Here is a 24,467-nt window from a genome sequence, read left to right on the forward strand (position 1 = left end):
ACCGGCGGGCTCCGGGCCCCGGTGGGCGATCAGCTTTCCGGGGCCAGCCAGACCGCGCTGTTGGGGGCGAGGGCGAGGACGGCCGAGGCGGGACGGCCGTGCCACGGTTCGTCCGTCGCCTCGACCGCGCCCATGTTGCCGATGCCGGAACCGCCGTATTCGGCGGCATCGGTGTTCAGGATCTCCGTCCACCGCCCCGCGCCGGGCAACCCGACGCGATACTCGCCGTGCACCGAACCGGAGAAGTTGTAGACGCAGGCCACCACGGAGCCGTCCGACCCGTAGCGCAGGAACGACAGCACGTTGTTGGCGTGATCGTTCGCCTCGATCCAGGAGTAGCCGCCCGGTGTGGTGTCCTGGCTCCACAGCGCGGGACGGTCGCGGTACACCGCGTTGAGTGCGCGCACCGTCGCGGTGATGCCGAGGTGCAGCGGGTTGTCCAGTTCCGGCCAGTCCAGTCCGCGATCGTGGGACCACTCGCGGAACTGGCCGAAGTCCTGGCCCATGAACAGCAGTTGCTTGCCGGGATGCCCCCACATGTAGGCCAGCAGCGCGCGCACCCCACTCGCTTTGGCGAAATCGTCGCCCGGCATCCGGGTCCACAGCGTGCCTTTGCCGTGCACGACCTCGTCGTGACTGATCGGCAGCACGAAGTTCTCGCTCCACGCGTACATCAGCGAGAAGGTGATCTCGTTGTGGTGCCAGGACCGATGGATCGGGTCGCGGCCCAGGAAGTCGAGGGTGTCGTGCATCCAGCCCATGTTCCACTTCATGGTGAAGCCGAGGCCGCCGACGTCGGTGCCGCGGGTGACGCCCGGCCAGCTGGTGGACTCCTCGGCGATGGTGACCACGCCGGGGTGGTGACGGTGCACGGTGTTGTTGAGATCCTGCAGGAAATCCACGGCCTCCAGGTTTTCCCGGCCGCCGTGCACGTTCGGCTCCCAACCGCCTTCCGGGCGTGAGTAATCCAGGTACAGCATGGAGGCGACGGCGTCGACGCGCAGGCCGTCGATGTGGAACTCCTCGATCCAGAAGCGCGCGTTGGCCACCAGGAAGTTGCGCACCTCGTGCCGCCCGAAGTCGAAAACGTAGGTGCCCCAGTCGAGTTGCTCACCGCGCCGCGGATCGGCGTGTTCGTAGAGCGGGGTGCCGTCGAAGCGGGCCAGTGCCCATTCGTCGCGCGGGAAGTGTGCGGGTACCCAGTCGAGCAGCACGCCGATGCCGGCCCGGTGCAGCCGGTCGACGAAGGCGCGGAAGTCGTCGGGGCTGCCGAAGCGCGCGGTCGGGGCGTAGTACGAGGTGACCTGATATCCCCAGGAACCGCCGAACGGGTGCTCGGCGATGGGCAGCAGTTCGATGTGCGTGAATCCGGCCGCCTGCACGTAATCGGCCAGTTGGTCGGCCAATTCGCGATAGCCGAGGCCGGGACGCCAGGAACCGAGGTGCACCTCGTAGACGCTCATCGGCGCCTGGGTGGGGTCGGTCTGCGCGCGGGTGTCGAGCCACTGCTGGTCGCTCCAGACGTGGTGGCTCTCGGTCACCACCGAGGCCGTGGCGGGCGGCACCTCGGTGGCGAACGCCATCGGATCGGCGTGGTCGACCGTGCGGCCGTCGGCGCCGTGCACCCGGAACTTGTACATGGTGCCGGGCCCGACGTCCGGCACGAACACCTCCCAGATGCCCGAGGTGCCGAGGGCGCGCATCGGCGCGCTCTGCCCGCCCCATCCGTCGAAATCGCCGAATACGGTGACGCCGCGCGCATTCGGCGCCCACACGGCGAACGAGGTGCCGTGCACGTCGCCGTCCAGGGTGGTGTACCGGCGCGGGTGCGCGCCGAGCACGTCCCAGAGTCGTTCGTGGCGGCCCTCACCGATCAGGTGCAGGTCCAATTCGCCCACTGTGGGCAGGAATCGGTAACCGTCGGCACTGAGCACCGTCTGGCCGCCGGGGTAGGTCGTCACCAGGCGGTAGTCCATGAGTTCGGGATAGGGCACCACCGCGGCGAACACCCCGTGCCCCAGCGACTTCAGCGGATGATCCACGCCGCCGACCCTGGCCGCCACCGAATCCGCGTGCGGGCGTAGCGCTCTGATCTCCACGCCGTCCGGATGCGGGTGCGCGCCGAGCACCGTGTGCGGATCGGGATGGGTGCCCGCGGCGAGCAGCATCAGATCCCTACGGCGCATCACAGGGTGCTCCGATAGGCCAGTTCGGTACGCGCCTGCTGGGCGACCGGGGGCAGCGCGAGGATGTGCGCGACCGCGTGCGCCGGGTCCAGCCGCACGTAGTTCGTTTGGGCCCAGTGGTATTCCTCGCCACTGACCTCGTCCTGCACCACCGGGTGGTCGTGCCACTCCCGGCCGATGGCGGGCAGATCGAGCGAGAGCATGCCCCATTCGGCACCGAACGGATTCAGGTTCACCACCACCAGGACGGCGTCGCCGCTGCTCGGATCGATCTTCGAATAGGCGATCAGCGAGTCGTTGTCCACGTTGTGGAAGTGGATGCAGCGCAGCTGTTGCAGCGCCGGATGCGCGCGGCGGATCTCGTTGAGCCGGGTGAGCCACGGCTCCAGCGATTCCCCGCGCGCCAGGGCCTCGGCGAACGGGCGCGGACGCAACTCGTACTTCTCCGAATCCAGGTACTCCTCGCTGCCCGGTCGCACCGCCTGGTGTTCGAACAGCTCGAAACCGGAGTACACGCCCCAGGTCGGCGCGAGGGTGGCGGCGAGCACCGCGCGGATGGCGAACATGCCCGGCCCGCCGTGCTGCAGGCTCTCGTGCAGGATGTCCGGGGTGTTGACGAACAGGTTGGGCCTGGCCTCGTCGGCCTTGGCGGCCAGTTCCCGGCCGAACTCGGCGAGCTCCCACTTCGCCACGCGCCAGGTGAAATACGTGTAGGACTGCGTGAATCCGCGTCGCGCCAGCCCGTACAGCCGGGCCGGGCGGGTGAAGGCCTCGGACAGGAAGAGCACGTCCGGATCGTCACGGCGCACGGTGGCGATCAGCCACTCCCAGAAGTCGGCGGGCTTGGTGTGCGGGTTGTCGACCCGGAAGATCTTCACGCCCAACGCGATCCAGTGCCGGACCACGCGCAGCACTTCGGCGTACAGACCGTCGGGGTCGTTGTCGAAGTTGATCGGGTAGATGTCCTGGTACTTCTTCGGCGGGTTCTCCGCGAACGCGATGGTGCCGTCCGGCAGGGTGGTGAACCACTCCGGATGCGCGGCCACCCACGGATGATCGGGCGCGCACTGCAGTGCCAGGTCCAAGGCCACTTCCAGACCGAGTTGTGCTGCGGTGCCGACGAATTCGGCGAAATCCGCCTCGGTGCCGAGTGCGGGATGCACCGCGTCGTGGCCGCCCTCCGCGGAGCCGATCGCCCATGGCGAACCGACATCGTCCGCTGCGGCGACCAGCGTGTTGTTGCGGCCCTTGCGGTTGATCGCACCGATCGGATGGATCGGCGGCAGATAGACCACGTCGAAGCCCATCGCGGCGATCCGCGGCAATTCCTTTGCCGCCGTGGCGAAGGTGCCGTGGATCGGTGCGCCGGAACTGTCCCGGCCGCCGGTGGAGCGGGGGAAGAACTCGTACCACGACCCGAACAGCGCACGCTGCCGATCCACCTGCACGGTGTGCTGCGGGCCGCGAGTCACCATGTCGCGCAAGGGCGTCGCGCGCAGGATCTCGGTGATCTCCTCGGCGAACGCGGGCGCGACCCGAGCGGGCAGCTGCTCGTCGCTGCGCAAAGCCGCTGCGGCGGCGCGCAATCGCTCGAACTGCTTCTTCGGCACGGCCTGCGCGGCCCGCTCCAGCAGCCGGGCGCCGAGCTCGAGATCGTTGTCCAGGTCGGCGGCGCTCTGCCCGACCGCGAGTTTGGCCTCCACCGCCGAGCGCCAGGTGGCGATCGGATCGCTCCAGCCCTCGATGCGATAGGCCCAGAGGCCGGGCAGGTTCGGCGTGAAGGTGGCGTTGAAGACATCGGGCTCGAAATCGGGGGCCATCCGGATCCGGATCGGTCGCGATGATCCGGGCGCCCGCACCGCCAGGGTCGCGGCGACGGCGTCGTGCCCCTCGCGCCAGACCACGGTGCGCACCGGGAAGACCTCCCCGACGACGGCCTTGGCAGGTCGACCGCCTGCGATGGACGGGGCAGTGTCATCGATTGCGATGCGGCCGGTCACGGGACCAACCTACCGGCACCGGTGCGGATACACCGGATCAGCGCGGTGATAGGGGAGGGCCGTGGATGGACTGGGCCGACTTCGTCACGGCATCGGAGTCGGCTGGGAGGGCGCTGTTCTGCCTGCGTCGGCGCGGTCAGCTGGGGGTGCGCATTCGCTGGTGGTGCGCTTCGGCGGTCGGCTCGCCTTCGCGGTCAGCTGGGTGGAGCGTTACTGGTAGGGCGGGTGGGGCGGTCCGGCTCGCCTCCGCGGTCAGCTGTGTGGCGCGTCCGCTGGTAGGGCCCGCCGGACGGTCAGCTCGCTTCCGGTGAGGTAGTCAGCGGGCGTCGGCTGCGAGGCCGAGTCCGAGGGCGACCAGGATCGCGCCGAGAATCCGCTCCACCCGCTGCCGGATGCCGGTGCGGCGCAGCCAGGTGCCCGCGCGGTCGGCGGCGAGCACGATGCCGACGCACCACGCGGTGTCGATCACCACCTGGATCAGCACCAGCGCGAGCACGCTGGGCAGCACCGGACCGCTGGACGGCAGGAACTGCGGCAGGATCGTCAGGCCGAACACCGCCGCCTTCGGGTTGGCGGCGATCGAGAGCAGCGACGCGCGGAACGCCGCGCCCGGGGTGCGCCCGCTCGGCAGCAGCTTGGTCATCGCGCCGCCGAACTCGTCGTCGCGCCGCGCCCCACGCCACGCCTGGATGCCGAGCCAGATCAGCACCAAGGCGCCGACGACATGCAGCGCGGTGTTCATGAAATGGTTGGCGACCAGCAGCACCGAGAGTCCGGCACCGCCCGCGATGCTCCAGCCGAACACGCCGATCTCGTTCCCGGCGACCGCGGCCAACCCCGCCTTGCGTCCGTCGCGCACCGACCGCTGGAGAAACAGTGCCGTCGCGGGTCCGGGGAGCGCGGCCAGGATCGAACAGGCCAGCAGGAATTGCGGAAGAACGGTGACCCAGTGCGGCATCTGCCGATGCTGCCATGCGGATCGGCGGTGTCGCCAGCGGGTTTCGGGGTGGTCCCGCTTGGCTGCTGTCCGCTCGTGCCAGCGGGCAAGTAGGAGACGTGCGCCTAGGCGCGGTAGCCCGCCAACAGGCGGCGCAGGGCGGCTTTCGTATCGGTGAGTGCTCGCGGATCGGTGGTGGTGGCCAACCACAGGGCGGCTTCGTTCATCGCGCCGGACAGCAGGTGGGTGAGCGGCGCGACCGGCTGCCGGGCGAGCACGCCGGCGTCGATCAGCGTTTGCAGCGCTTCCTCGAGATGGCGGGCCGAGGCCGCCGCGTCCAGCGCGCGCCATTCGTTCCAGCCGAGTACCGCGGGTCCGTCGATCAGCATGATCCGCTGGATCTCCGGATCGGTACAGGCGGTCAGGAAGGCTTCGCAGCCCGCGACCAGTTGATCCCACGGGTCGGTGACGGCTTCGGCGGCCGCCGAAACCCGCGCGCCGACCTCCTGCTGCACCTGCTCCAGCACCGCGCCGAACAGCGCGGCCTTGCTGTCGAAGTGGTGATAGAGCGCGCCCTTGGTCACGCCCGTCGCCGAGACGATCTCCGACAGGCCAACGGCGCCATAGCCTTTCGCCGCGAACAGGCGCCGGCTCGTATGCAACAGCGCGCGCCGGGTCTCCTCTCGCTGCTGGGTGCGGATCGTGCTCGGCATCGCCTACCTCTCCATTGACATACCGATGGTATGTGACCTAGTTTAGCTGACATACCATCGGTATGTGAGAGTGAGAGAGTCATGAAACTGAGCAGCTTCTACCCGGTCATCGGCACCGCCGACATCGCGGCGGCCCGCGACTTCTACACCACCTGGCTGGGCTTCGAGATCACCTTCGAGGCGGACTGGTACGTGAGCCTGCGCCGTGCGGGCGACCGCACCTACGAGCTCGCGCTGCTCGACTACACCCACCCGACCGTGCCCGCGGCCTATCGCAAACCGGTTCAGGGTCTGCTGCTGAACTTCGAGGTGGACGACGTGGACGCCGAGTGGGAGCGCCTCGTCGTGCAGGGTGGGCACAAGGCGGAACTGGAGATCCGGTCCGAGGACTTCGGTCAGCGTCACTTCATCATCGCCGACCCCAGCGGCGTGCTGATCGACGTGATCAAGGAGATCCCGCCCGCCGGTGACTTCGTGGCGCAGTTCTCCGCGGAGTACGCGGCGGAGAAGTTCGGCGCGCAGTAGCAGCGGTGGAGCCGGGCGCAGGGTTGTGCGCCGGACCGCTCGGGCGGACTCGAGGCCTGCGGTTCGGTAGGGTTCGCGGGGTGAAGGCCCTCCGTCGTTTCACCGTCCGTGCCCATCTGCCCGAGCGGCTGGCCGCCCTCGGGGAGCTCGCCACGAACCTGCGGTGGTCGTGGCATCCGCCGACCCAGGACCTGTTCGCCGAGCTGGATCCGCAGCGGTGGCTGGAAATGGGTCACGACCCGGTGCGCATGCTCGGCGAGGTACCCGCCGCGCGGATCGACGAGCTGGCGGCCGACCCCGACTACGTGCGCAGGGTGGATGCCGCTGCCGCGGATCTGCGCGATTACCTCGCGGCACCGAGCTGGTTCGAGCGCCGGGCGGGGGAGGAGGGCGTGCGCGGGATCGCCTACTTCTCCATGGAGTTCGGCGTCACCGAGGTGCTGCCCAACTACTCCGGCGGACTCGGGATCCTGGCGGGCGATCATCTGAAGGCGGCCTCGGATCTCGGCCTGCCGCTGATCGGCGTCGGATTGCTGTACCGCTCCGGCTATTTCCGTCAGACGCTGTCCGCCGACGGCTGGCAGACCGAGCACTACCCGGACCTGGATCCGCAGGGCCTGCCGTTGCGGCTGCTCACCTCTGAGCAGTCGGAGTCGGAGACCGCGCCGGTCCTCATCCACGTCGCGATGCCCGACCAGCGGGTGCTGCGGGCCCGGGTGTGGATCGCGCAGGTCGGCCGGGTGCCGCTGTTGCTGCTGGATTCCGATATCGCCGAGAACGATCCGGAACTGCGCGCGGTGACCGACCGCCTCTACGGTGGCGATCAGGAACACCGGATCAGGCAGGAGATTCTCGCCGGCATCGGCGGCGTGCGCGCGGTGCGTGCCTACACCGCCGCGAACGGCCTGCCCGATCCCGACGTGTTCCATATGAACGAGGGTCACGCGGGTTTCCTCGGCGTCGAGCGCATCCGTGAATTCGTCGCCGCCGGAAAGGATTACGATACGGCGCTGGCCGCGGTCCGGGCCGGGACGGTGTTCACCACGCATACGCCGGTGCCCGCGGGTATCGACCGGTTCCCGATGCCGATGGTGCGCCGCTATTTCGGCGGGGCGCACGGTGAATCCGAATCCGCCATGCTGCCAGGGCTTTCCGTCGATCGGATCGTCGCGCTCGGGCGCGAGGCCGATCCGTCCGTGTTCAACATGGCGCATATGGGATTGCGACTTGCCCAGCGCGCCAACGGCGTATCGAAATTGCACGGCGAGGTCAGCCGCGCCATGTTCGCCGGACTGTGGCCGGGTTTCGACGCGGCCGAGGTGCCGATCGGCTCGGTGACCAACGGCGTGCACGCGCCGACCTGGGCGGCCCGCGAATGGTTCGACAAGGCGCGCGAGCACATCGGCGCCGAACTCGTCGAGGAGGCACGCGGCTGGGAGCGATTGCGCGACGTCGATCTCGGCGAGCTGTGGTCGACTCGAAACGCGTTGCGCGCCATCCTGGTTGCCGAGGTGCGCCGCCGGGTGCGCGCGTCCTGGCTGGACCGCGGCGCGGCCGAAGCCGAATTGGGTTGGGTGGACAGCGTTTTCGATCCTGATGTGCTGACCGTCGGGTTCGCCCGCCGGGTGCCGACCTATAAGCGGCTCACGCTGATGCTGCGTGACCCGCAGCGGTTGCGGGCTCAGCTGCTCGACCCGCAGCGGCCGATGCAGCTGGTGGTCGCGGGCAAGAGCCACCCCGCCGACGACGGCGGCAAGGCGCTCATCCAGCAGGTGGTCCGGTTCGCCGACGACCCCGCGGTGCGGCACCGCATCGTCTTCCTGCCCGACTACGACATGTCGATGGCCCGCTACCTGTACTGGGGCTGCGATGTGTGGCTGAACAATCCGCTGCGCCCGCTGGAGGCGTGCGGCACCTCCGGCATGAAGTCCGCGCTCAACGGCGGACTGAACCTGTCCATCCGGGACGGCTGGTGGGACGAGATGTACGACGGCGAAAACGGTTGGGCCATCCCGACCGCCGACGGCGTCAGCGACGAGCACCGCCGCGACGATCTGGAAGCCGCCGCGCTCTACGACCTGTTCGAGCGCACGGTCGCGCCGCGCTTCTACGACCGTGATGCCGCGGGCATGCCGGTGCGCTGGGTCGAGATGGTGCGCCACACGTTGCAGACTCTCGGCCCGAAGGTGCTGGCCTCCCGCATGGTTCGGGATTACGCGGTCGAGTACTACGCGCCCGCCGCCAACGCTTACCAGCAGGCGACGGCCGACGATTTCGCCGTTGCCCGCGCCATCGCCGACTACCGCCGCCGGGTCGAGGCGGCGTGGCCGTCGGTGAAAGTGATCCAGGTGGACAGCGCGGGCCTGCCGGATACGCCGATCATCGGGGCGCGGTTGTCGCTGACGGCGCGTATCGATCTCGGCGGTCTCGCGGTCGACGATGTAGTGGTGCAGGCTGTGCTGGGGCGGGTGTCGCCGTCCGACGATTTGTCCGATGTGGTGACCATTCCGATGACCCATCAGGGTTCGGACTCCGGGGTGGCGCACTTCGTCGTCGACACCCCCGTGCCGCTGTCCGGCGCCGTCGGGTACACGGTGCGCGTGCTCCCGCACAACGAACTGCTCGCCGGTGACGCGGAGCTGGGTTTGGTGGCCGCGCCGAACGCCTAGGGCGTGTGAGCTGGGACAACTGCCCGGTCGCGACCGGTGCGTGAATTCCCCGATTCGGCGAACGGTCGGTTACCGTGCCTGGGCACGCCCGTACCGTTTTCCCGACTGGAGATCGCCCATGGCTACCGCCGCACCGACCGAGCCCCGAGGTCGCATCGACGCGTTCTTCGGTATCAGCGCGACCGGTTCGACCATGAAACGCGAGTTGATGGCGGGCACGGTCACGTTCCTGGCCATGTCCTATGTGCTCGCCGTGAACCCGTCGGTGCTCGGCGACGAGGGTGCGCTCGGCGCCAAAGGCATTCCGATGCAGGCCGTGTTCACCGCGACCGCCGTCGCCGCGGTGTTCGGCACGCTCGTCATGGGGCTGTGGGCCAAGTACCCGATCGCGCTCGCGCCCGGCATGGGCCTCAACGCCTTCTTCGCCTACTCGGTGGTGCTCGGCATGGGCATCCCGTGGGAGGTCGCGCTGTCGGGCACTTTCCTGTCCGGCGTCATCTTCTTCGTGCTCGCGATCACCAAGGTGCGCGAGCGCATTCTCAACGCGATCCCGATGCAGATGAAGCTGGCCGTCGGCGCGGGCATCGGGTTGTTCGTGGCGTTCCTCGGGTTGAAGAACGCCGGCATCGTGGTGAACAGCGACGCCACCCTGGTCACCCTCGGCGACTTCACGAAGGGCACCACCCTGCTCGCCCTGTTCGGGCTCGTCGTGACCGTCGTGTTCCTCGTCATCGGCTGGCACGGCGCGGTGCTCTACGGCATCGTGCTCACCGCGGCGGTCGGCATCGTCAGCGGGCTCGTCGACCTGCCCGACGGCGTGGTCGCGGCGCCGAAAGGCTTGGAGCACACCTTCGGTCAGGCGATCATCAATTTGCCCGACGCCTTCACCGCTCAGATGGCCGTCGTCATCCTCACCATGCTGTTCGTCGACTTCTTCGACGCCTCCGGCACCCTGATCGGCGTCGCCAACCAGGCGGGTCTGCTCGACAAGGACGGCAAGCTGCCGCGCGCGGCCAGCGCACTGGCCGCCGACTCCGTGGGCACCATGGCGGGCGCCGTCATCGGCACCTCCACCACCACCGCGTACGTCGAATCCACCGCGGGTGTGTCCGCCGGCGGTCGCACCGGATTGACTGCCGTCACCACCGCGGGCTGGTTCCTCGTCGCCATGTTCTGTTACCCGATCTTCGCGGTCGTCGCGGGTTCGGGCGAGGTCACCGCCCCCGCACTGATCGTGGTCGGCATCCTGATGGCGCGTGCGCTCGGCGAGATCGACTGGAATCGTCTCGAATACTCCGTGCCCGCATTCATCACCATCGTGATGATGCCGCTGACCTACTCGATCGCGAACGGTCTGGCCATGGGCATGCTGTTCTATCCGATTGTGATGGTGGCGAAGGGCCGGATCAAGGACGTGCATCCGGCCATGTGGGCCTTGCTCGTCGTGTTCCTCGGCTACTTCTTCTTCCTTGCGGAGTGAACCCACGTCAGGATGAAAACGTAGGACAGGAATAAGACCCGGGTCTTGGGAAGTTGGGTCGAATCGTGTGATAATCGGACCGCAGTCCGCTTCATCGCCGAGGCCAATGGACCAGATGTTTGGAATCGACTTGCAGGGACGAGGACCAGCATGACCACGAAATCTGTACTGGAACGCACCACCACCAATCCCCAACTGGACGGTATTACCGTCGACATCGGACTGCTCATCATCCGCGTCGTGTTCGGCGCGCTGATGGCGGTACACGGTGCGCAAAAATTGTTCGGCTGGTTCAAAGGCCCCGGCTGGAGTGCCAACGCTGAAGGCTTCGAACTCTCGGGCTACAACCCGGGCAAACTGTTCGGCACTCTCGCCGGGCTCACGGAATTCGTCGGCGGCCTGATGCTCGTGGCGGGCCTGCTGACACCGCTGGCCGGCGCGATCATCCTGGGCACGATGATCAACGCGATCAACTCCCTCTGGAGCTTGGGGCTGTTCGGTAAGGACACCTACGAGATGCCCCTGCTGTTCGCCGCGGTCGGTGCGGCCATCGCCTTCACCGGGCCCGGCCAGTTCTCGCTGGATCACGGTCGTCCGTGGCAACGGCAAGGATTCGTCTGGGGAGCAGGCGCAGTTGTCCTCGCCGTCGTCGCGGCGATACTTACCTTGATCCTGAAATGGGTTCTGTAAGAAGAACATCACCGTTCGGGCCGAGATCCGGATGAGCACGCGGGCCTCGCCTCCGAACCGGAGGAGAGGCCCGCGCCGCTGTCACCACATCCACAAATCCCATCTGACCTGCGGGGTCAGCGCGCAGGAGTAATTGATCCGGCTGGGATCGCGCCCCATCTCATCCGCGGCCGCCGCCCAGCACTTCTTCTCGGTCGGGTATGACCCCACGAACTTGGCACCCGGGTGCAGCACGTTCGGCGGTTGATTCGCATGGGCCGCGCCACCGATACCGAGGGTGATCGCGGTGGCGATCCCGATGAAGTTGTGAATCGCACTCTCGACGGTACGCCCGGCTCGGGGGCGGTTGTCTGCCAACTGAGTCGTGACGACTGCCATGTCACAGTTGGGGATGGTGCTTCGTCGTCCTCTTGTTCTGCTGATGAGTCGAGATACGAGGAGACGATGATGGCCACCGAGATCAGTAACCCCGCGGAACTGCACGATCCGACCGGCTTCGGCTACAGTCATGTGGCGCGGGTGACCGGCGAACTGGTGTTCATCGCGGGACAGTACGACTCCGACGCGCAGGGGCATACCACCAGCGGCGACTTCGCCGTCCAGGTCGACAATGCCTTCGCCAACCTCGGAATCGCTTTGCGCTCAGCCGGTTTGGACTACGCCGACGTGGCGCAACTGCGCACCTTCATCGTCGACCACAACCTGGACAAGCTGGCGGTGCTCGGCAAGAAGATCGCCGAGATCTGGGGCGAGCGCCCGCCCGTGCAAACCCTCGCGGGCGTCGCCGCCCTCGCCCTCCCCGATATGCAATTCGAAGTCGACGCCGTCGCCGTCCGCGGCTGAGGCCGAGGGGGAACTGGTGGCGGGGCGCTCTCGGGCGTTGCCGCCACCAGTTCCCCCTGATCGTCTGTCCAGGTCGTGGGGGTGGCCCTCGGCGCGCCGACCTGGCATTCTGCATCCTGAGTGGAACGGTCCAATTGGATAGATCTATTTTGGAACGGAACCAGGGGGAGATCTCATGCGTCTTATCCTGTGTCGGGAGTCCGGGGCCGTAGTCAGGAGAGATATGCGAACCGCCAGTGTGTCGAGGGTCGCCATCCGCACCATGCTGGTCGGCGCTGCGGTAACCGCGCTGGTCACCGGCTGTTCGCCCACCAAGGACGGGACGCCGACGACGTCCGGGCCGAAGACTGTCAACGGGGAGAAGACGGTCGAGTGGAATCCGTGTACGCAGTTGTCGGATGAAGCGTTGAAGGCTGCTCGGATGGATCCGGCGACGAAGGATGTCATCACGGATGCACCATCGGGCCCTGTGGATGCGCGGATGTGTCAGTGGTACCCGGTCGAGGGGCCGTATCTCGTGTCGGTCTCTTCCACGATCTACTCGTTAGATGACGCGCGTAAGAATGACAAGCTCACCGGGTTTCGTGACGTTCAGATCGGCCCGCGAGCGAGTCTGATCTCCGAGGATAAATCGGATACGAAGAAGTTGAGTTGCTACGTGGGCCTGCCTACCGCGCAGGGCACGATCGAGGTAGCTGTTGGGTGGCGGTATGGCGAGCCGGTGACGAAGGATCGATGCGATCTTGCTGTCCAGCATGCGAAAGAGCTTGAACCGTACCTCCCCAAATAGGAGCTCGTGATTGGCGCTTGGGGCTACGAAGTTTTTGACCATGTGCTGACGTACAGGTCGTATCGGTGGGAGGTGTGAAAGTTGGCAGACGAGCAGCCGGGAATGCAAGGCATGATGACGCGGTGGCAGACGCTGTATCGGCAGGCAGAAGGGGGCGAGCTTCGCGTCGACGAGGTGGTCGGTGACAAGCTGGCACAGCGTGCTGAGCAGATGCTGACCAAGCTTGGGGACATGCGGAACCAAGCTGCTCGACTGGAGCGGCTTTCCGGTTTCGGCACACTAACTTCCGCTCAGGATCTACAGGCCAAGTTCGCACTCAAAGCCAACAACGGTGCCGATTCCGCGGTTAAGCGGCTCGAGCAGAGCATCGACGTAGTCGCACTCATGCGCGACACCTACAAATTGGCCTGCGGCAAGTTGGCTGAGGCCGACAAGTCGGCTGCCGACAAGCTCGCCGGACTGGATTTGGGGAATTCATAATGGTGTCGTACAACGATTTTCAGGTAGCGATCAACTCCCTGGCAATGGGTGTCGGACTTGTCACCGATTCGTCGGCCGATGCCGACAAGAACAAGACTGACGATCAGCAGCGGGCCACGGATGAGCGGGCCAAATGGGATCAGGACCGTAGCTTCGTCAACAATGAGTGGGCGAGCCTGCTGTCTACATATGGCAGTGATGCGTTCGATGCGCGAGCGATCAAGGTGCAGGACCCGTTCGAAACGATGTCGCACCAGCAGATCTACGACGCACTGAAGGATGTGCAAGAGGGGCAGATCAACAGTTCGGCCGATGGCTGGCGGAACTTGGCCCGTGACGCGAACAATGCTGTTGACGAGTTCTCCAAAGGTGTGAACCAGGACATCACGGAGCATTGGGACGGCAAGTCCGGGAACGGCGCGATCGATGCAACCCGTGAGTTCTCGACATCTTTCACAAAGCTTGCCGCCACGTTCCAAATGGTCGGGCACGGCTTGGATTTGACGCAGGGGCACCTCGCGCAGGCCAAAGGGTCTGTCGGCAAACCGGATAACTACACCGTCGGCGATCGGCTCATCGACGCGCTGCCGTTGCAGAACGTCATCAAAGGCCCCACCTATCGCGCCGAGGAGGCGGAGAAGCAGGCTCGGTTCGTGATGACGCAGTATTACCGGCCGGGTGTGAACGAGGTGGATGGGATCACGCCGATTCTGCCGGAGCCGACGACGACGATCGATAAGGGTAAGGCGGTGGATCCGGGGACCGGTCCGAGCAGTAATCCGTCGAGTAATCCGGGCAGTAATAATCCGTCGAACAACGGGTCGCCGGAGGAGAAGAAGACTACGGAGGAGCCGGCTTCGCAGGACCCGACCACTCCGCAGTCGACGCAGCCGGCGAGCACGAACCCGGGCGACGATCCGGACAAGTCGAAGCAGCCGAGTACGACTCCGGCGTCGACGACGCCGGCGAACACGTCTCCGACGGATCCGAACGCGCCGAAGACGCAGTCGCCCACGTCGAACGTTCCGTCGACGCATACGGGCACGCCGTCGGGTGTCCCTGGTTCGCCGGGTAGCCCGCGGGCGACGCCGGATCCGGGGAAGAGTGTGCCGGGTAAGGCGAACACCGGGACGCCGGCGGCGGCGGTGAATGCCGCGACGCGCGCCGCGTCGACGGGTCGGGCGGGCGCGTCGGGGATGGGTGGCATGGGTGCGCCGGGGGCGCGCGGTAAGGGTGATGAGGACGACGAGCACAAGACGCCGGACTACCTGATCTATGACCGTGGTTCGGAGTTGCTGGGTACGCAGCCGCCCGCGCTACCGCCGGGTGGAGTCATCGGCGGATGAGTGAATCTCGCTGGCGCATGGACGGTTTGATGTTCGAGGTGGCGCTGGAGGCGCTCGGACGTGACCGGTTGCCGTATCCGTTGCGCTTTTCGGTCGAGGGTGTCGAGGCGTATGAGGACTATGTCCGGTTGCGGGCGCAGGCCAGGCAGCGACTGTCGGGCATCGGGAGTCGTGAGCTGTACACCGCGTTGACGGTGTTGACCGAGCCGCAGGTGCGGGTCGAGGTGCACGGTTTCTTCGGCCGGGATTTCAAGCAGGTGGTGCGCGTGCATGCGGGCATGACCGGTCGCGACGCGACGGTCGCGGTCCAGATGCCCGGCCCCACACAGGAATACGGCCGCGATATCGTGTTGACCCGGTGTCCGCCGCGGGCGCTGCCCGGGTTGATCACCGCGCAATTGCCGAACTGTGCGGCGGGCCGGTTTCCGCCGATCAGCGGGCGGCGCACGGATTTGAATCGGGTCGAGTACGCCCGGCATCCGACTCGGCTGTCGCACACCGAGCAGCTCAATCGCATTGTGCGCCGGCCGCGGTCCGGGCTCGGTGAGGTGGGGGTGTTCGCGGGCGGTGCGATCGACAGCAGGCCGACCACGGACGGCCGCGGCTTCCACTGGATGGACTATCTGCCCGCGGACGGCCGCTACCTGCTGCACAACCACGGGCACGACGAGTTCACCCTCACCCCGGGGACGGCCGAGGAGATCCAGCGTCAGCTGCATGCCCTGCTCGACACCACCTATCGCGCGGTGGCGCACAGCGGGTAGCTACGGGTGCAGCACCAGTACCGTGCGGGCACCGTGATGGAATTCGTAGTCGGTCGCGCGCAATTCGGTGCCGATACCTTTGTCGGCCAGTTCTTTTCGTAGCTGTGCGAGCAGGTCGTCCTGGTGGTTGCCGAGGTGATCGACCAGCGGGTACAGCCGGACTTCGCCCGCGCACACCCTGGCCAGTTCGAGCAGGGCGGTCAGGTGGAAATGCGGGTCCAGTCGGTCGGCATAGGTGAAGAGCAGATGCGAGCTGAGGACCAGGTCGAAGCTGCGGTCGGGGAACGGGAGCGTCGGCAGCTCGGTGGCGACATAGCGGTCGGGGTGGGCGATCAGGTCGGCGCCGAACCGGCGGGCCGCGGCATGCCGTAGCTCGCGGTGCCGCTGCGGGCTGCCGTACCAGTCCCACCGGTATCGCTCGGAATGTGCTGTTGCCCAATCGCTTCCGCGATCTGTTTCGGTGAGCGCGAAAGCGCGCAGCGCATCGGGTGCCCGGGCGTATATCGGATCTGCGGCGGTGACCTGTGCGCCGAGTGCACTCGCCTCGGCCGTGAAACTCGCTGCGCCGCCGGGGCAATCGAGAATTCGACCGTGCAGATCGGCGTCGGTGAGGGTGAATATCGCCCGATATTCGGTCAATGATCTTGCGCTGACCAAGAATTCGCCGAGGACATCACTGTCTGAAGGGTGCTTCATCTGGAAACGGTCTCATGTATCGACCGGACACGACAGGGATTTGTGGTGTCCCCGCGCCGCGTGCAGGGCTTGGCGCGGGGACCGCCGATACATTCGGTGGGAATTGGGGTTCACCGAAGTACCACCGCCAAATTTACTTCTGTTCGGAAGTACGTGCGCGGGAATGTGTGCGGTATCACACGGCGTTCGCGGTGAGCCGTTTCAACGCTTTGACTACAACCTCGGGGTCGGCGGTCTCCCAATACGGCGGCAGCGAGGCGCGCAGGTATCCGCCGTAGCGGGCGGTGGCCAGTCGCGAGTCCAGGATCGCGACCACGCCGCGGTCGTCGACACTGCGCAGCAATCGGCCGGTGCCCTGCGCGAGCAGCAGCGCCGCGTGATTGGCCGCCACCGTCATGAACCCGTTGCCGCCGCGCGATTCCACGGCCCGCTGCCGCGCGGTGAGCAGGGGATCGTCGGGGCGGGGGAACGGAATCCGGTCCAGGATCACCAGGCTCAGCGACGGACCCGGCACGTCGACGCCCTGCCACAGCGACAGCGTGCCGAACAGTGACGTCTCCGGATCGTCGGCGAACTTGCGCACCAGCGCGCCGGTCGAATCGTCGCCCTGGCACAGCACCGGCGTGTCCAGTCGCTCGCGCAACGCCTCGGTGGCCGCCTTGGCCGCGCGCATGGAGGAGAACAGGCCGAGGGTGCGCCCACCCGCGGCCGTGATGAGCTTCTCGATCTCGTCCAGGTAGGCGGGCGCGAGTCCATCGCGACCGGGGGCCGGAAGATGTTTGGCGACATACAGAATGCCCGATTTGGCGTGATCGAACGGCGAGCCGACGTCGAGTGAACTCCAGCGCACCTGCTCGGTATCGGCGGGCGCGACGGCGCCGTTCGCCATGCCGGGATCGGCGCGCCCCGGTGTCTGCGCGGGCAGGCCCCAGGTGATGGCCAGTCCGTCGAACGAGCCGCCGATCTGCAGTGTCGCCGAGGTGAGTACCACGGTGGCGGTGCCGAACAGCCTGCTGCGCAACAGCCCGCCCACCGAGAGCGGCGCCATCCGCAGCGAGCGCCGGGTGACCCCGCGCATCTCGTCGGCGGACAGCCAGATGACGTCACGCCGGTTCGCCGGATCGGGCTCGTCGAACGCGGTGAGCGCGCGCACGGCGCTGTCGTGCACCTCGTCGATGGCGGCCAGCGCCTGCGTGCGCGCGGCCGCGGACTCCGGGTCGCCCTGTTGGGTGGTGCCGCCCTGCGGCGCGAGCGCGGTACGCGCGTTCCACGCCGCGTCCCGGATGAGCGCGAGCACCGGGGCGACGCCGCTGGGCAGCTGCTCCCAGCGGGCCGCGGGCAGCTCTTCGAGCACTTCGTGCCAGGCTTCGGCGGCGCCTTCGAGGCGGTCGACCTCTTGTTCGTCGATGAGCTTGGCGCAGCGGCGCGCGGCCGCGCTGATCGCGGTGGAGGCCAGCTCCGCGGTGGCCACGCCGGTGACCCGGTCGACCAGTTCGTGCGCCTCGTCGATGACCACGACATCGTGTTCGGGCAGCACCTGGATGCCGCTGATCGCGTCGATGGCGAGCAGGGCGTGGTTGGTCACCACCACATCGGCCTGCGCCGACTCGGCCCTGGCTCGTTCGGCGAAGCAGTCCTGCCCGAACGGGCAGCGCGATTTGCCGAGGCATTCGCGCGAGGAGACGCTCACCTGCCGCCAGGCGCGGTCGGTGACGCCGGGCACCAGCTCGTCGCGGTCGCCGGTCTCGGTATCGGAGGCCCACTCGTTGAGCCGCTGCACCTCGCGCCCGAGCCGGGAGATCGCGAACGCGTCGAACAGCTCGGCCTCGGCCGGCTCGTCCGGGATCACGCTGTTGATCTTGTTCAAGCACAGATAGTTGTTGCGGCCCTTGAGGATCGCGAACTTCGCCGCGCGCCCGAGCGGTTTGCTCAGCGCCTCGGACAGCCGCGGCAGGTCCCGGTCGACGAGCTGGCGCTGCAGCGCGATCGTCGCGGTCGACACCACCACCGTGCGCCCGGTGCGCACCGCGTGCCGCAGGCTCGGCACCAAATAGGCCAGCGACTTGCCGGTGCCCGTGCCCGCCTGCACCGCGAGGTGCTCCTTGGTGTCGATGGCGTGGTCCACGGCGGTGGCCATGGTCAGCTGTCCGACACGCTCTTTTCCGCCGAGCGCCTGTACAGCGGTGGCCAAAAGTTCGGGTACGGGCGGCAGTTCGGGCACGCGAGCAGCCTACTGCGCGCCACCGACAGGGGACGCGGGCCCAGCGGCGATCGCACTACCCGCAGACGCTTCCTTCGAGGTCGACGCCCGCGGTGCGCATCCGATCCAGTGCGGCGTCGGTCGTGTCGCGCGCGACGCCCGCGGTCAGATCGAGCAGGACGCGGGTGTCGAAGCCCTCGATCCGGGCGTCCAGTGCGGTCGCGCGCACGCAGTGGTCGGTGGCGATGCCGACCACGTCGACCGCTTCGATGCCGCGCCCGCGCAACCAGTCGGCCAGGCCGGTGCCGTCTTCGGCCGTGCCTTCGAAACCGGAGTAGGCGGCCGAATACGCGCCCTTGGAGAAGACCTCCTCGACCGATTTCGTGTCCAGGTTCGGATGGAAGTCGGCGCCGGGCGTTCCCGCGCGGCAGTGCGGCGGCCAGGAGTCGACGTAGTCGGGGTGCGCGGAGAAATGGTCACCGGGATCGATGTGGAAGTCGCGGGTGGCCACGACGGCGGCGTAGTCGGCGGAGGCGAGTTGCTCGCTGATCCGGGACGCGACCGCCGCACCGCCGGTGACGGCGAGCGATCCCCCCTCGCAGAAATCGTTCTGCACATCGACGATGATCAAGGCTCGGGTCACGGTGACCTCCCGCGGTGTGAACTGTGTCCCTGCACTGCATTCTGCCGCTCGGTGCGCCCCGGCGACCACGTGGGCACGCACGCGCGGTGAAATCCTTTGCGCACACCGAATCGAACGGGTAGCCGGGTCAGGTCGGGAAGCTGGTCGGGATCGCGGGTTCGCCCGCGGAGAGCTTCAATCCCTCCCACGGCAGGCTGATCAGGCCGCGGGCCACCTGGTCCCGGCTGTCGGAGAGGGTCGGCAGGTCCGCCACCGGCTTGCCCTCGCGCACCAGCGGGACGAGCAACTCCCTGGCCTCGAAGCCGTTCGCCGACGGCGCCGGTCCGGCGGCCGGATACACGATCTCCTCGACGATCGTCCCGGTCGGCCGGGACAGCCGGATCGCCCGCTTGGTGCCGCCGCGCGACTCCTTGTGGCTGCTGCGCTTGGCGACCGGCACGCCCTCCACTTCGACCAGCTTGTAGACCATGCCCGCGGTCGGCGCGCCCGAGCCGGTGACCAGCGAGGTGCCGACACCGTAGACGTCGACCGGTTCGGCACGCAGCGCGGCGATCGCGTACTCGTCCAGGTCCCCGGACACCACGATCCGGGTCTTGGTCGCGCCCAGCCCGTCGAGCTGATCGCGCACCTGCCTGGCCAGCACGCCGAGATCGCCGGAATCGATCCGGACGCCACCGAGTTCGGGCCCGGCCACCTCGATGGCGGTGGCCACGCCGCGGGTGATGTCGTAGGTGTCGACCAGCAGCGTGGTGCCGATGCCGAGGGCGGCGACCTGGCTGCGGAACGCCGCCGCCTCGTGTTCGCCGCTGCCGCCGGCCAACCCGGTGTGCAGCAGCGTGAACGCGTGCGCGCTGGTGCCCGCGCCGGGCACGCCGTAGCGCCGCACCGCCTCCAGATTGGAGGTGGCGTCGAAGCCCGCCAGATACGCGGCCCGGGAGCTGTCCGGCGCGGCGAGTTCGTGCGTGCGGCGCGAGCCCATCTCGATCATCCGCCGCCCGCCCGACGCGCTGACCATCCGCGCCGCCGCGGACGCGATCGCGCTGTCGTGGTTGAGGATCGACAGGATCAGCGTCTCCAGCACGACGCATTCGGCAAAGGTGCCGCGCACCGAGAGGATGGGGGAGCCGGGGAAATACAGCTCACCTTCGGCGTAGCCGTCGATCTCGCCGGTGAAGCGGTACGCGCGCAGCCAGTCCACGGTTTCGGCGGGCAGGAAGCGCGCGATGACGGCGAGTTCGGCTTCGCCGAAATGGAAGTGCGCCAGCGCGTCGAGCACCCGCGCCGTGCCCGCGACCACGCCGTAGCGGCGACCGTGCGGGAGACGGCGCGCGAACACCTCGAAGGTGCAGCGGCGATGCGCCGACCCGTCGGCCAGCGCGGCCGCGAGCATGGTCAGTTCGTACTGGTCGGTCAGCAGAGCGGTGCTGGTGACGCCATCGCGGATGTCCACGCAGCCACTGTAGACAGCACGGCCGCGCATCATAGGTCGGTGCCCGGCCGCTGACCTGGAAAATGCTCGAATCCGGGCAGATCGGGGTGTTGCTCATTCGGAGTCGAGTCGTACCCTTGACGTTATGGCCTTGTGCAACATAGTCCGAGGCGGCGTCGTGGTGGACGCCGTGGACGCGACACTGTCGGCGGCACAGGCGACCCCGGAGGCGGTCGAATACACCGAGATCTTGGAGGCGGAAGATCGCCCGTGGGTCACTGTGGTCTGGGACGACCCGGTCAACCTCATGCACTATGTCGCCTACATCTTTCAAAAGCTTTTCGGCTACAGCAAAGCGAAGGCGACCGAGCTGATGCTCCTGGTGCACAACGAGGGCAAAGCGGTGGTTTCCTCCGGTTCTCGGGACAAGATGGAACACGATGTCCAACGGCTGCACGCCGCCGGTCTCTGGGCGACCATGCAGCGGGACGAGTGACCAGGACGACTACCCTGACGCCGTGCGGAAGTGGAGCAGGAAGAACTCGCTGAGCGGTCTCAAACTGCGATCCGAGATGGACGCACGCGAGGCCAACGTGCTGCGGTCGCTGGTCGGTGCGGTGTCCGGATTGCTGACCGAACGAGCCGATGCCGCGCCGGAGGACGACCTCGCCGCGTTGACCGGTCTGCGCACGGGTAACACCGTCGCACCGGAGGATCCCAGGTTGCGCAGGCTGCTGCCGGATTTCCATCGGCCCGAGCCCGGTTCGCCCGACGCCGATCGCGCCGACCTGAACAGCGCGCTGCGTGGCCTGCACGAGCCGGAGATCATCGACGCCAAGCTGGCCGCGGGTTCGGTGATCCTGGAAACGCTGCCCAGCGCGGGCGGCAAGATCGTGCTGACCCCCGAGCAGGCCGACGCGTGGCTGACCGCGCTGACCGATGTCCGGCTGGCCCTGGGCACGGTGCTCGGCATCGACGCGGACACCCCCGATCATCTGAGCCCCGACGACCCGCGCGCGCCGCACCTGGACGTCTACCACTGGCTCACCTGGATGCAGGACTCGCTGCTGCAAGCGCTCGCGCCCTGAGTCCGACCCATCCCCGAGCAGGAGTCGACGTATGAATGCGCAAGCAGGCAAACGGAATTCGCTGACCGACGTGGCGGGTCTGCTCGTCGGGCAGCAGCACGTCATCGACGCGGACGCCACCCTCGGCACGGGTGCCGCGACCGGCACCACCGTCGTCTACGCGCCGAACGGCGCGGTCGCCGCCGTCGATGTGCGCGGCGCGGGACCGGGTACCCGCGAGACCGATCTGCTGGATCCGTCCAACACGGTCCGGCAGGCCAATGCGATTTTGCTCAGCGGCGGCAGCGCCTACGGGCTCGCCGCCGCCGACGGTGTGATGCGCTGGCTGGAGGAGCAGGGCCAGGGCATTCCGATGGATCCGACCGACGCGAGCCGGGTGGTCCCGATCGTGCCGGGCGCGGTGATCTTCGATCTTCCGGTGGGCGCGTGGGACATTCGGCCCACCGCCGATTTCGGCTACCGGGCCGCGGCGGCCGCGGCGCTCGAATTCGAGCGGGGCACGGTGGGCGCGGGCGTCGGCGCGCGTGCCGGTTCGATCAAGGGCGGTATCGGCACGGCGAGTGTGGTGATCGGCGGTGGCGCCGCGGCGGGTGCGACGGTGGCCGCGCTCGTCGTCGCCAATTGCGCGGGCTCGGTGATCGATCCGCGCACCGGCCTGCCATGGGGCGTGGGCACCGACGGCCCGGAGTTCTTCGGTCTGCGGCCCGGCACGGACGAGGAGGTGGCGCGGGCGAACGCGCTGCCGGGCAAGCGGATGGCGCTCAACACGACCATCGGGGTGGTGGCCACCGACGCGCCTTTGGGTCCCACCGCCTGCAAGCGCCTGGCCGTGGTCGCGCACGACGGACTGGCCCGCGCGGTCCGGCCCGCGCACTCGCCGTTCGACGGCGACACGCTCTTCGCGCTGGCCACCGGCGCCTGGGCGCCGCCGGAGGGCAGCGCGCTGCCGCCGGCGTTTCCGCCGGACGTGCAGCTCATCGACCAGCTCGGCACCGCCGCCGCGCTCTGCGTGGAGCGGGCCATCGTGGACGCCATCCTGTGCGCGACCTCGGTCGCGGGCGTGCCCGCGTATCGCGATCTCTTCCCGTCCGCGCGCTGATTCCGCGCACCCCGGACGCGCCGGGCACGCGCGGCCGAAACCGACCGGCCGACCGGCTGCGGGGAATAGCCGAATATTGTGACTGGTTGTCGACTGCGATGGGTCGGCACAGCGGAAAGGTTTGACTCGTGCTGGTGATCAGGGCCGACCTCGTAGCGGCGATGGTGGCGCACGCGCGCGCCGACCACCCGGACGAGGCATGCGGCGTCATCGCCGGACCGGAGGGCTCGGACCGGCCGGAGCGGTTCGTCGCCATGATCAACGCCGAGCGTTCGCCCACCTTCTACCGTTTCGATTCCGGTGAGCAGCTGCGCGTCTGGCGCGCCATGGACGACGCCGACGAGACGCCGGTGGTGATCTACCACTCGCACACCGCCACCGAGGCCTACCCGAGCCGCACCGACGTGTCCTACGCGTCCGAGCCCTACGCCCACTATGTGCTGATCTCCACCCGTGATCCGGAACAGCACGAGCTGCGCAGCTATCGCATCGTCGACGGCGAGGTCACCGAGGAACCGGTGCGCATCGTCGACGCCTACGAATCCGTCTGAACCGATGCCTGTTCGTGAAACCGAGGAGTTCTCATGCCGGTAACCGTGTCCATCCCGACCATCATGCGTGGCCTCACCGGAGGCGAGAAGCGCGTGCAGGCGCAGGGCGCGACCCTGTCCGCGCTGATCGATGACCTCGAGGCGAACCACCCCGGGCTCGCCGAGCGGCTGCTCAAGGACGGCAAGCTGAACCGCTACGTCAACATCTACGTCGACGACGAGGACGTGCGTTTCGCGGGCGGCCTCGCGGCCGAGGTGCCCGCCGACGCGAGCGTGACCATCCTGCCTGCCGTCGCCGGAGGCTGACCGACACCGTGGCGCGCTACGAATCGCTGATCGCGACGCTCGGCAACACCCCGCTGGTCGGGCTGCGCACCCTGTCCCCGCAGTGGGACGGGGAGAACCATGTGCGGCTGTGGGCCAAGCTGGAAGACCGCAATCCCACCGGTTCCATCAAGGACCGGCCCGCCCTGCGGATGATCGAGCAGGCCGAACGGGACGGACTGTTGCGGCCCGGCTGCACCATCCTGGAACCGACCAGCGGCAATACCGGCATCTCGCTGGCGATGGCCGCCAAGCTCAAGGGGTATCGGCTGGTCTGTGTGATGCCGGAGAACACCTCGGTGGAGCGGCGGCAGCTGCTCACCATGTTCGGCGCGCAGATCATCGATTCGCCGGCCGCCGGCGGCTCGAATCAGGCGGTGGCGCGGGCCAAGCAGCTCGCGGCCGAGCACCCCGACTGGGTGATGCTCTACCAGTACGGCAACCCGGCCAACGCGCTGGCGCACTACGAGACCACCGGTCCGGAGATCCTCGCCGACCTGCCCGAGATCACCCACTTCGTCGCGGGCCTCGGCACCACGGGCACGCTCATGGGCACCGGCCGCTTCCTGCGCGAGAAGGTGCCGAGCATCGAGATCGTCGCCGCCGAGCCGCGCTACGGCGAGTTGGTCTACGGGTTGCGCAACATCGACGAGGGCTTCATCCCCGAGCTGTACGACGAATCGGTGCTCACCACCCGCTTCTCGGTGGGTCCGTTCGACGCGGTGAAACGCACCCGCGAACTGGTCTCGGAGGAAGGCATTTTCGCCGGCATCTCGACCGGTGCGATCCTGCACGCCGCGCTCGGGGTCGCCCGGAAGGCGGCGAAGGCGGGCACCCGCGCCGATATCGCGTTCGTGGTGGCCGACGGCGGCTGGAAGTACCTGTCGACCGGCGCGTACGACGGCACGCTGGAAGAGGCCGAGGATCGCCTCGACGGACAGCTCTGGGCCTGAGCCTTTCCCTCGGTAGCGCGCGGCGCCGGTCGGTACCCTCGAAAGAGCGGGCCGTCGCCCG

24 protein-coding genes are annotated in these 24,467 nt (G+C 67.9%); 15 read left to right on the forward strand and 9 right to left on the reverse strand.

The window, feature by feature from the left end:
* Nucleotides 1-29: 29 nt before the first annotated feature.
* From glgB to NBRGI_RS00095, 4 genes are all read right to left on the reverse strand, one after another.
* Nucleotides 30-2,186 carry a 1,4-alpha-glucan branching protein GlgB gene (glgB, locus tag NBRGI_RS00080; protein ID WP_029892175.1) on the reverse strand — a complete coding sequence of 719 codons (2,157 nt, stop codon included), beginning with the start codon at nucleotides 2,184-2,186 and terminating at the stop codon, nucleotides 30-32.
* Nucleotides 2,186-4,186 (reverse strand): alpha-1,4-glucan--maltose-1-phosphate maltosyltransferase, encoded by a 2,001-nt coding sequence (locus tag NBRGI_RS00085; protein ID WP_029892176.1) that lies wholly within the window; start codon nucleotides 4,184-4,186, stop codon nucleotides 2,186-2,188. Before NBRGI_RS00085 ends, glgB begins: the two co-directional genes overlap by 1 nt.
* Nucleotides 4,187-4,502: 316 nt before the next feature.
* The gene (locus NBRGI_RS00090; RefSeq protein WP_029892177.1) at nucleotides 4,503-5,144 is read right to left on the reverse strand and encodes a LysE family translocator; all 642 of its coding nucleotides are present in this window, start codon (nucleotides 5,142-5,144) and stop codon (nucleotides 4,503-4,505) included.
* Between the two features lie 104 nt (nucleotides 5,145-5,248).
* Nucleotides 5,249-5,836, reverse strand: a complete 588-nt coding sequence (locus NBRGI_RS00095; protein WP_029892178.1) for a TetR/AcrR family transcriptional regulator — start codon at nucleotides 5,834-5,836, stop codon at nucleotides 5,249-5,251.
* Nucleotides 5,837-5,917: 81 nt separating this feature from the next.
* Here NBRGI_RS00095 and NBRGI_RS00100 point away from each other — a divergent pair, with 81 nt between their 5' ends.
* The 4 genes from NBRGI_RS00100 (at nucleotide 5,918) to NBRGI_RS00115 (ending at nucleotide 11,200) form a co-directional block, all read left to right on the forward strand.
* Nucleotides 5,918-6,361 (forward strand): VOC family protein, encoded by a 444-nt coding sequence (locus tag NBRGI_RS00100; protein WP_029892179.1) that lies wholly within the window; start codon nucleotides 5,918-5,920, stop codon nucleotides 6,359-6,361.
* An 80-nt stretch (nucleotides 6,362-6,441) separates the two neighbouring features.
* A complete protein-coding gene (glgP, locus tag NBRGI_RS00105) occupies nucleotides 6,442-9,030 on the forward strand; it encodes an alpha-glucan family phosphorylase (protein WP_029892180.1) in 2,589 nt (862 codons plus the stop codon).
* A 118-nt stretch (nucleotides 9,031-9,148) separates the two neighbouring features.
* Complete coding sequence (locus tag NBRGI_RS00110) at nucleotides 9,149-10,510, forward strand: NCS2 family permease (RefSeq protein WP_014982097.1); 1,362 nt, start codon at nucleotides 9,149-9,151, stop codon at nucleotides 10,508-10,510.
* A 150-nt stretch (nucleotides 10,511-10,660) separates the two neighbouring features.
* Nucleotides 10,661-11,200: a DoxX family protein gene (locus NBRGI_RS00115; protein ID WP_029892181.1), complete on the forward strand. Its 540-nt coding sequence runs from the start codon at nucleotides 10,661-10,663 to the stop codon at nucleotides 11,198-11,200.
* Between the two features lie 81 nt (nucleotides 11,201-11,281).
* Here NBRGI_RS00115 and NBRGI_RS00120 read toward each other — a convergent pair whose 3' ends face one another.
* Nucleotides 11,282-11,578, reverse strand: coding sequence for a hypothetical protein (locus NBRGI_RS00120; protein ID WP_029892182.1), 297 nt, complete (start codon nucleotides 11,576-11,578; stop codon nucleotides 11,282-11,284).
* A gap of 69 nt (nucleotides 11,579-11,647) precedes the next feature.
* Here NBRGI_RS00120 and NBRGI_RS00125 point away from each other — a divergent pair, with 69 nt between their 5' ends.
* From NBRGI_RS00125 to NBRGI_RS00145, 5 genes are all read left to right on the forward strand, one after another.
* Nucleotides 11,648-12,043, forward strand: a complete 396-nt coding sequence (locus NBRGI_RS00125; RefSeq protein WP_029892183.1) for a RidA family protein — start codon at nucleotides 11,648-11,650, stop codon at nucleotides 12,041-12,043.
* 223 nt (nucleotides 12,044-12,266) lie between these two features.
* Nucleotides 12,267-12,833, forward strand: coding sequence for a DUF3558 domain-containing protein (locus NBRGI_RS00130; RefSeq protein WP_029892184.1), 567 nt, complete (start codon nucleotides 12,267-12,269; stop codon nucleotides 12,831-12,833).
* A gap of 81 nt (nucleotides 12,834-12,914) precedes the next feature.
* Nucleotides 12,915-13,313, forward strand: coding sequence for a hypothetical protein (locus tag NBRGI_RS00135; RefSeq protein WP_051727375.1), 399 nt, complete (start codon nucleotides 12,915-12,917; stop codon nucleotides 13,311-13,313).
* Entirely contained in the window at nucleotides 13,313-14,659 is a 1,347-nt protein-coding gene (locus NBRGI_RS00140) for a hypothetical protein (protein WP_029892186.1), read from the forward strand. The genes NBRGI_RS00135 and NBRGI_RS00140 overlap by 1 nt, the downstream gene beginning before the upstream one ends.
* Nucleotides 14,656-15,423 (forward strand): ESX secretion-associated protein EspG, encoded by a 768-nt coding sequence (locus NBRGI_RS00145; protein WP_029892187.1) that lies wholly within the window; start codon nucleotides 14,656-14,658, stop codon nucleotides 15,421-15,423. Before NBRGI_RS00140 ends, NBRGI_RS00145 begins: the two co-directional genes overlap by 4 nt.
* Here the strand turns inward: NBRGI_RS00145 and NBRGI_RS00150 are convergent, their stop codons facing one another.
* The 4 genes from NBRGI_RS00150 to NBRGI_RS00165 form a co-directional block, all read right to left on the reverse strand.
* Nucleotides 15,424-16,119: a methyltransferase domain-containing protein gene (locus tag NBRGI_RS00150; RefSeq protein WP_036556769.1), complete on the reverse strand. Its 696-nt coding sequence runs from the start codon at nucleotides 16,117-16,119 to the stop codon at nucleotides 15,424-15,426.
* A gap of 175 nt (nucleotides 16,120-16,294) precedes the next feature.
* Nucleotides 16,295-18,340, reverse strand: a complete 2,046-nt coding sequence (locus tag NBRGI_RS00155; protein ID WP_029892189.1) for an ATP-dependent DNA helicase — start codon at nucleotides 18,338-18,340, stop codon at nucleotides 16,295-16,297.
* A 55-nt stretch (nucleotides 18,341-18,395) separates the two neighbouring features.
* The gene (gene pncA / locus NBRGI_RS00160; RefSeq protein ID WP_029892190.1) at nucleotides 18,396-18,962 is read right to left on the reverse strand and encodes a pyrazinamidase PncA; all 567 of its coding nucleotides are present in this window, start codon (nucleotides 18,960-18,962) and stop codon (nucleotides 18,396-18,398) included.
* A 127-nt stretch (nucleotides 18,963-19,089) separates the two neighbouring features.
* Nucleotides 19,090-20,442 carry a nicotinate phosphoribosyltransferase gene (locus NBRGI_RS00165; RefSeq protein ID WP_029892191.1) on the reverse strand — a complete coding sequence of 451 codons (1,353 nt, stop codon included), beginning with the start codon at nucleotides 20,440-20,442 and terminating at the stop codon, nucleotides 19,090-19,092.
* Nucleotides 20,443-20,536: 94 nt separating this feature from the next.
* Between NBRGI_RS00165 and clpS the strand changes: the two genes are divergently transcribed.
* The 6 genes from clpS (at nucleotide 20,537) to NBRGI_RS00195 (ending at nucleotide 24,406) form a co-directional block, all read left to right on the forward strand.
* Complete coding sequence (clpS, locus tag NBRGI_RS00170) at nucleotides 20,537-20,887, forward strand: ATP-dependent Clp protease adapter ClpS (RefSeq protein ID WP_029892192.1); 351 nt, start codon at nucleotides 20,537-20,539, stop codon at nucleotides 20,885-20,887.
* A 22-nt stretch (nucleotides 20,888-20,909) separates the two neighbouring features.
* The gene (aosR, locus tag NBRGI_RS00175) at nucleotides 20,910-21,479 is read left to right on the forward strand and encodes an oxidative stress transcriptional regulator AosR (RefSeq protein WP_014982110.1); all 570 of its coding nucleotides are present in this window, start codon (nucleotides 20,910-20,912) and stop codon (nucleotides 21,477-21,479) included.
* A gap of 31 nt (nucleotides 21,480-21,510) precedes the next feature.
* Nucleotides 21,511-22,578, forward strand: a complete 1,068-nt coding sequence (locus NBRGI_RS00180; protein WP_029892193.1) for a P1 family peptidase — start codon at nucleotides 21,511-21,513, stop codon at nucleotides 22,576-22,578.
* Between the two features lie 128 nt (nucleotides 22,579-22,706).
* Nucleotides 22,707-23,129 (forward strand): Mov34/MPN/PAD-1 family protein, encoded by a 423-nt coding sequence (locus tag NBRGI_RS00185; RefSeq protein WP_029892194.1) that lies wholly within the window; start codon nucleotides 22,707-22,709, stop codon nucleotides 23,127-23,129.
* A 33-nt stretch (nucleotides 23,130-23,162) separates the two neighbouring features.
* Nucleotides 23,163-23,435: a MoaD/ThiS family protein gene (locus NBRGI_RS00190; RefSeq protein WP_029892195.1), complete on the forward strand. Its 273-nt coding sequence runs from the start codon at nucleotides 23,163-23,165 to the stop codon at nucleotides 23,433-23,435.
* An 8-nt stretch (nucleotides 23,436-23,443) separates the two neighbouring features.
* Complete coding sequence (locus NBRGI_RS00195) at nucleotides 23,444-24,406, forward strand: PLP-dependent cysteine synthase family protein (protein WP_029892196.1); 963 nt, start codon at nucleotides 23,444-23,446, stop codon at nucleotides 24,404-24,406.
* Nucleotides 24,407-24,467: the final 61 nt, after the last annotated feature.

Source organism: Nocardia brasiliensis IFM 10847 (genome assembly GCF_000710915.1).
GTDB lineage: Bacteria > Actinomycetota > Actinomycetes > Mycobacteriales > Mycobacteriaceae > Nocardia > Nocardia brasiliensis_A.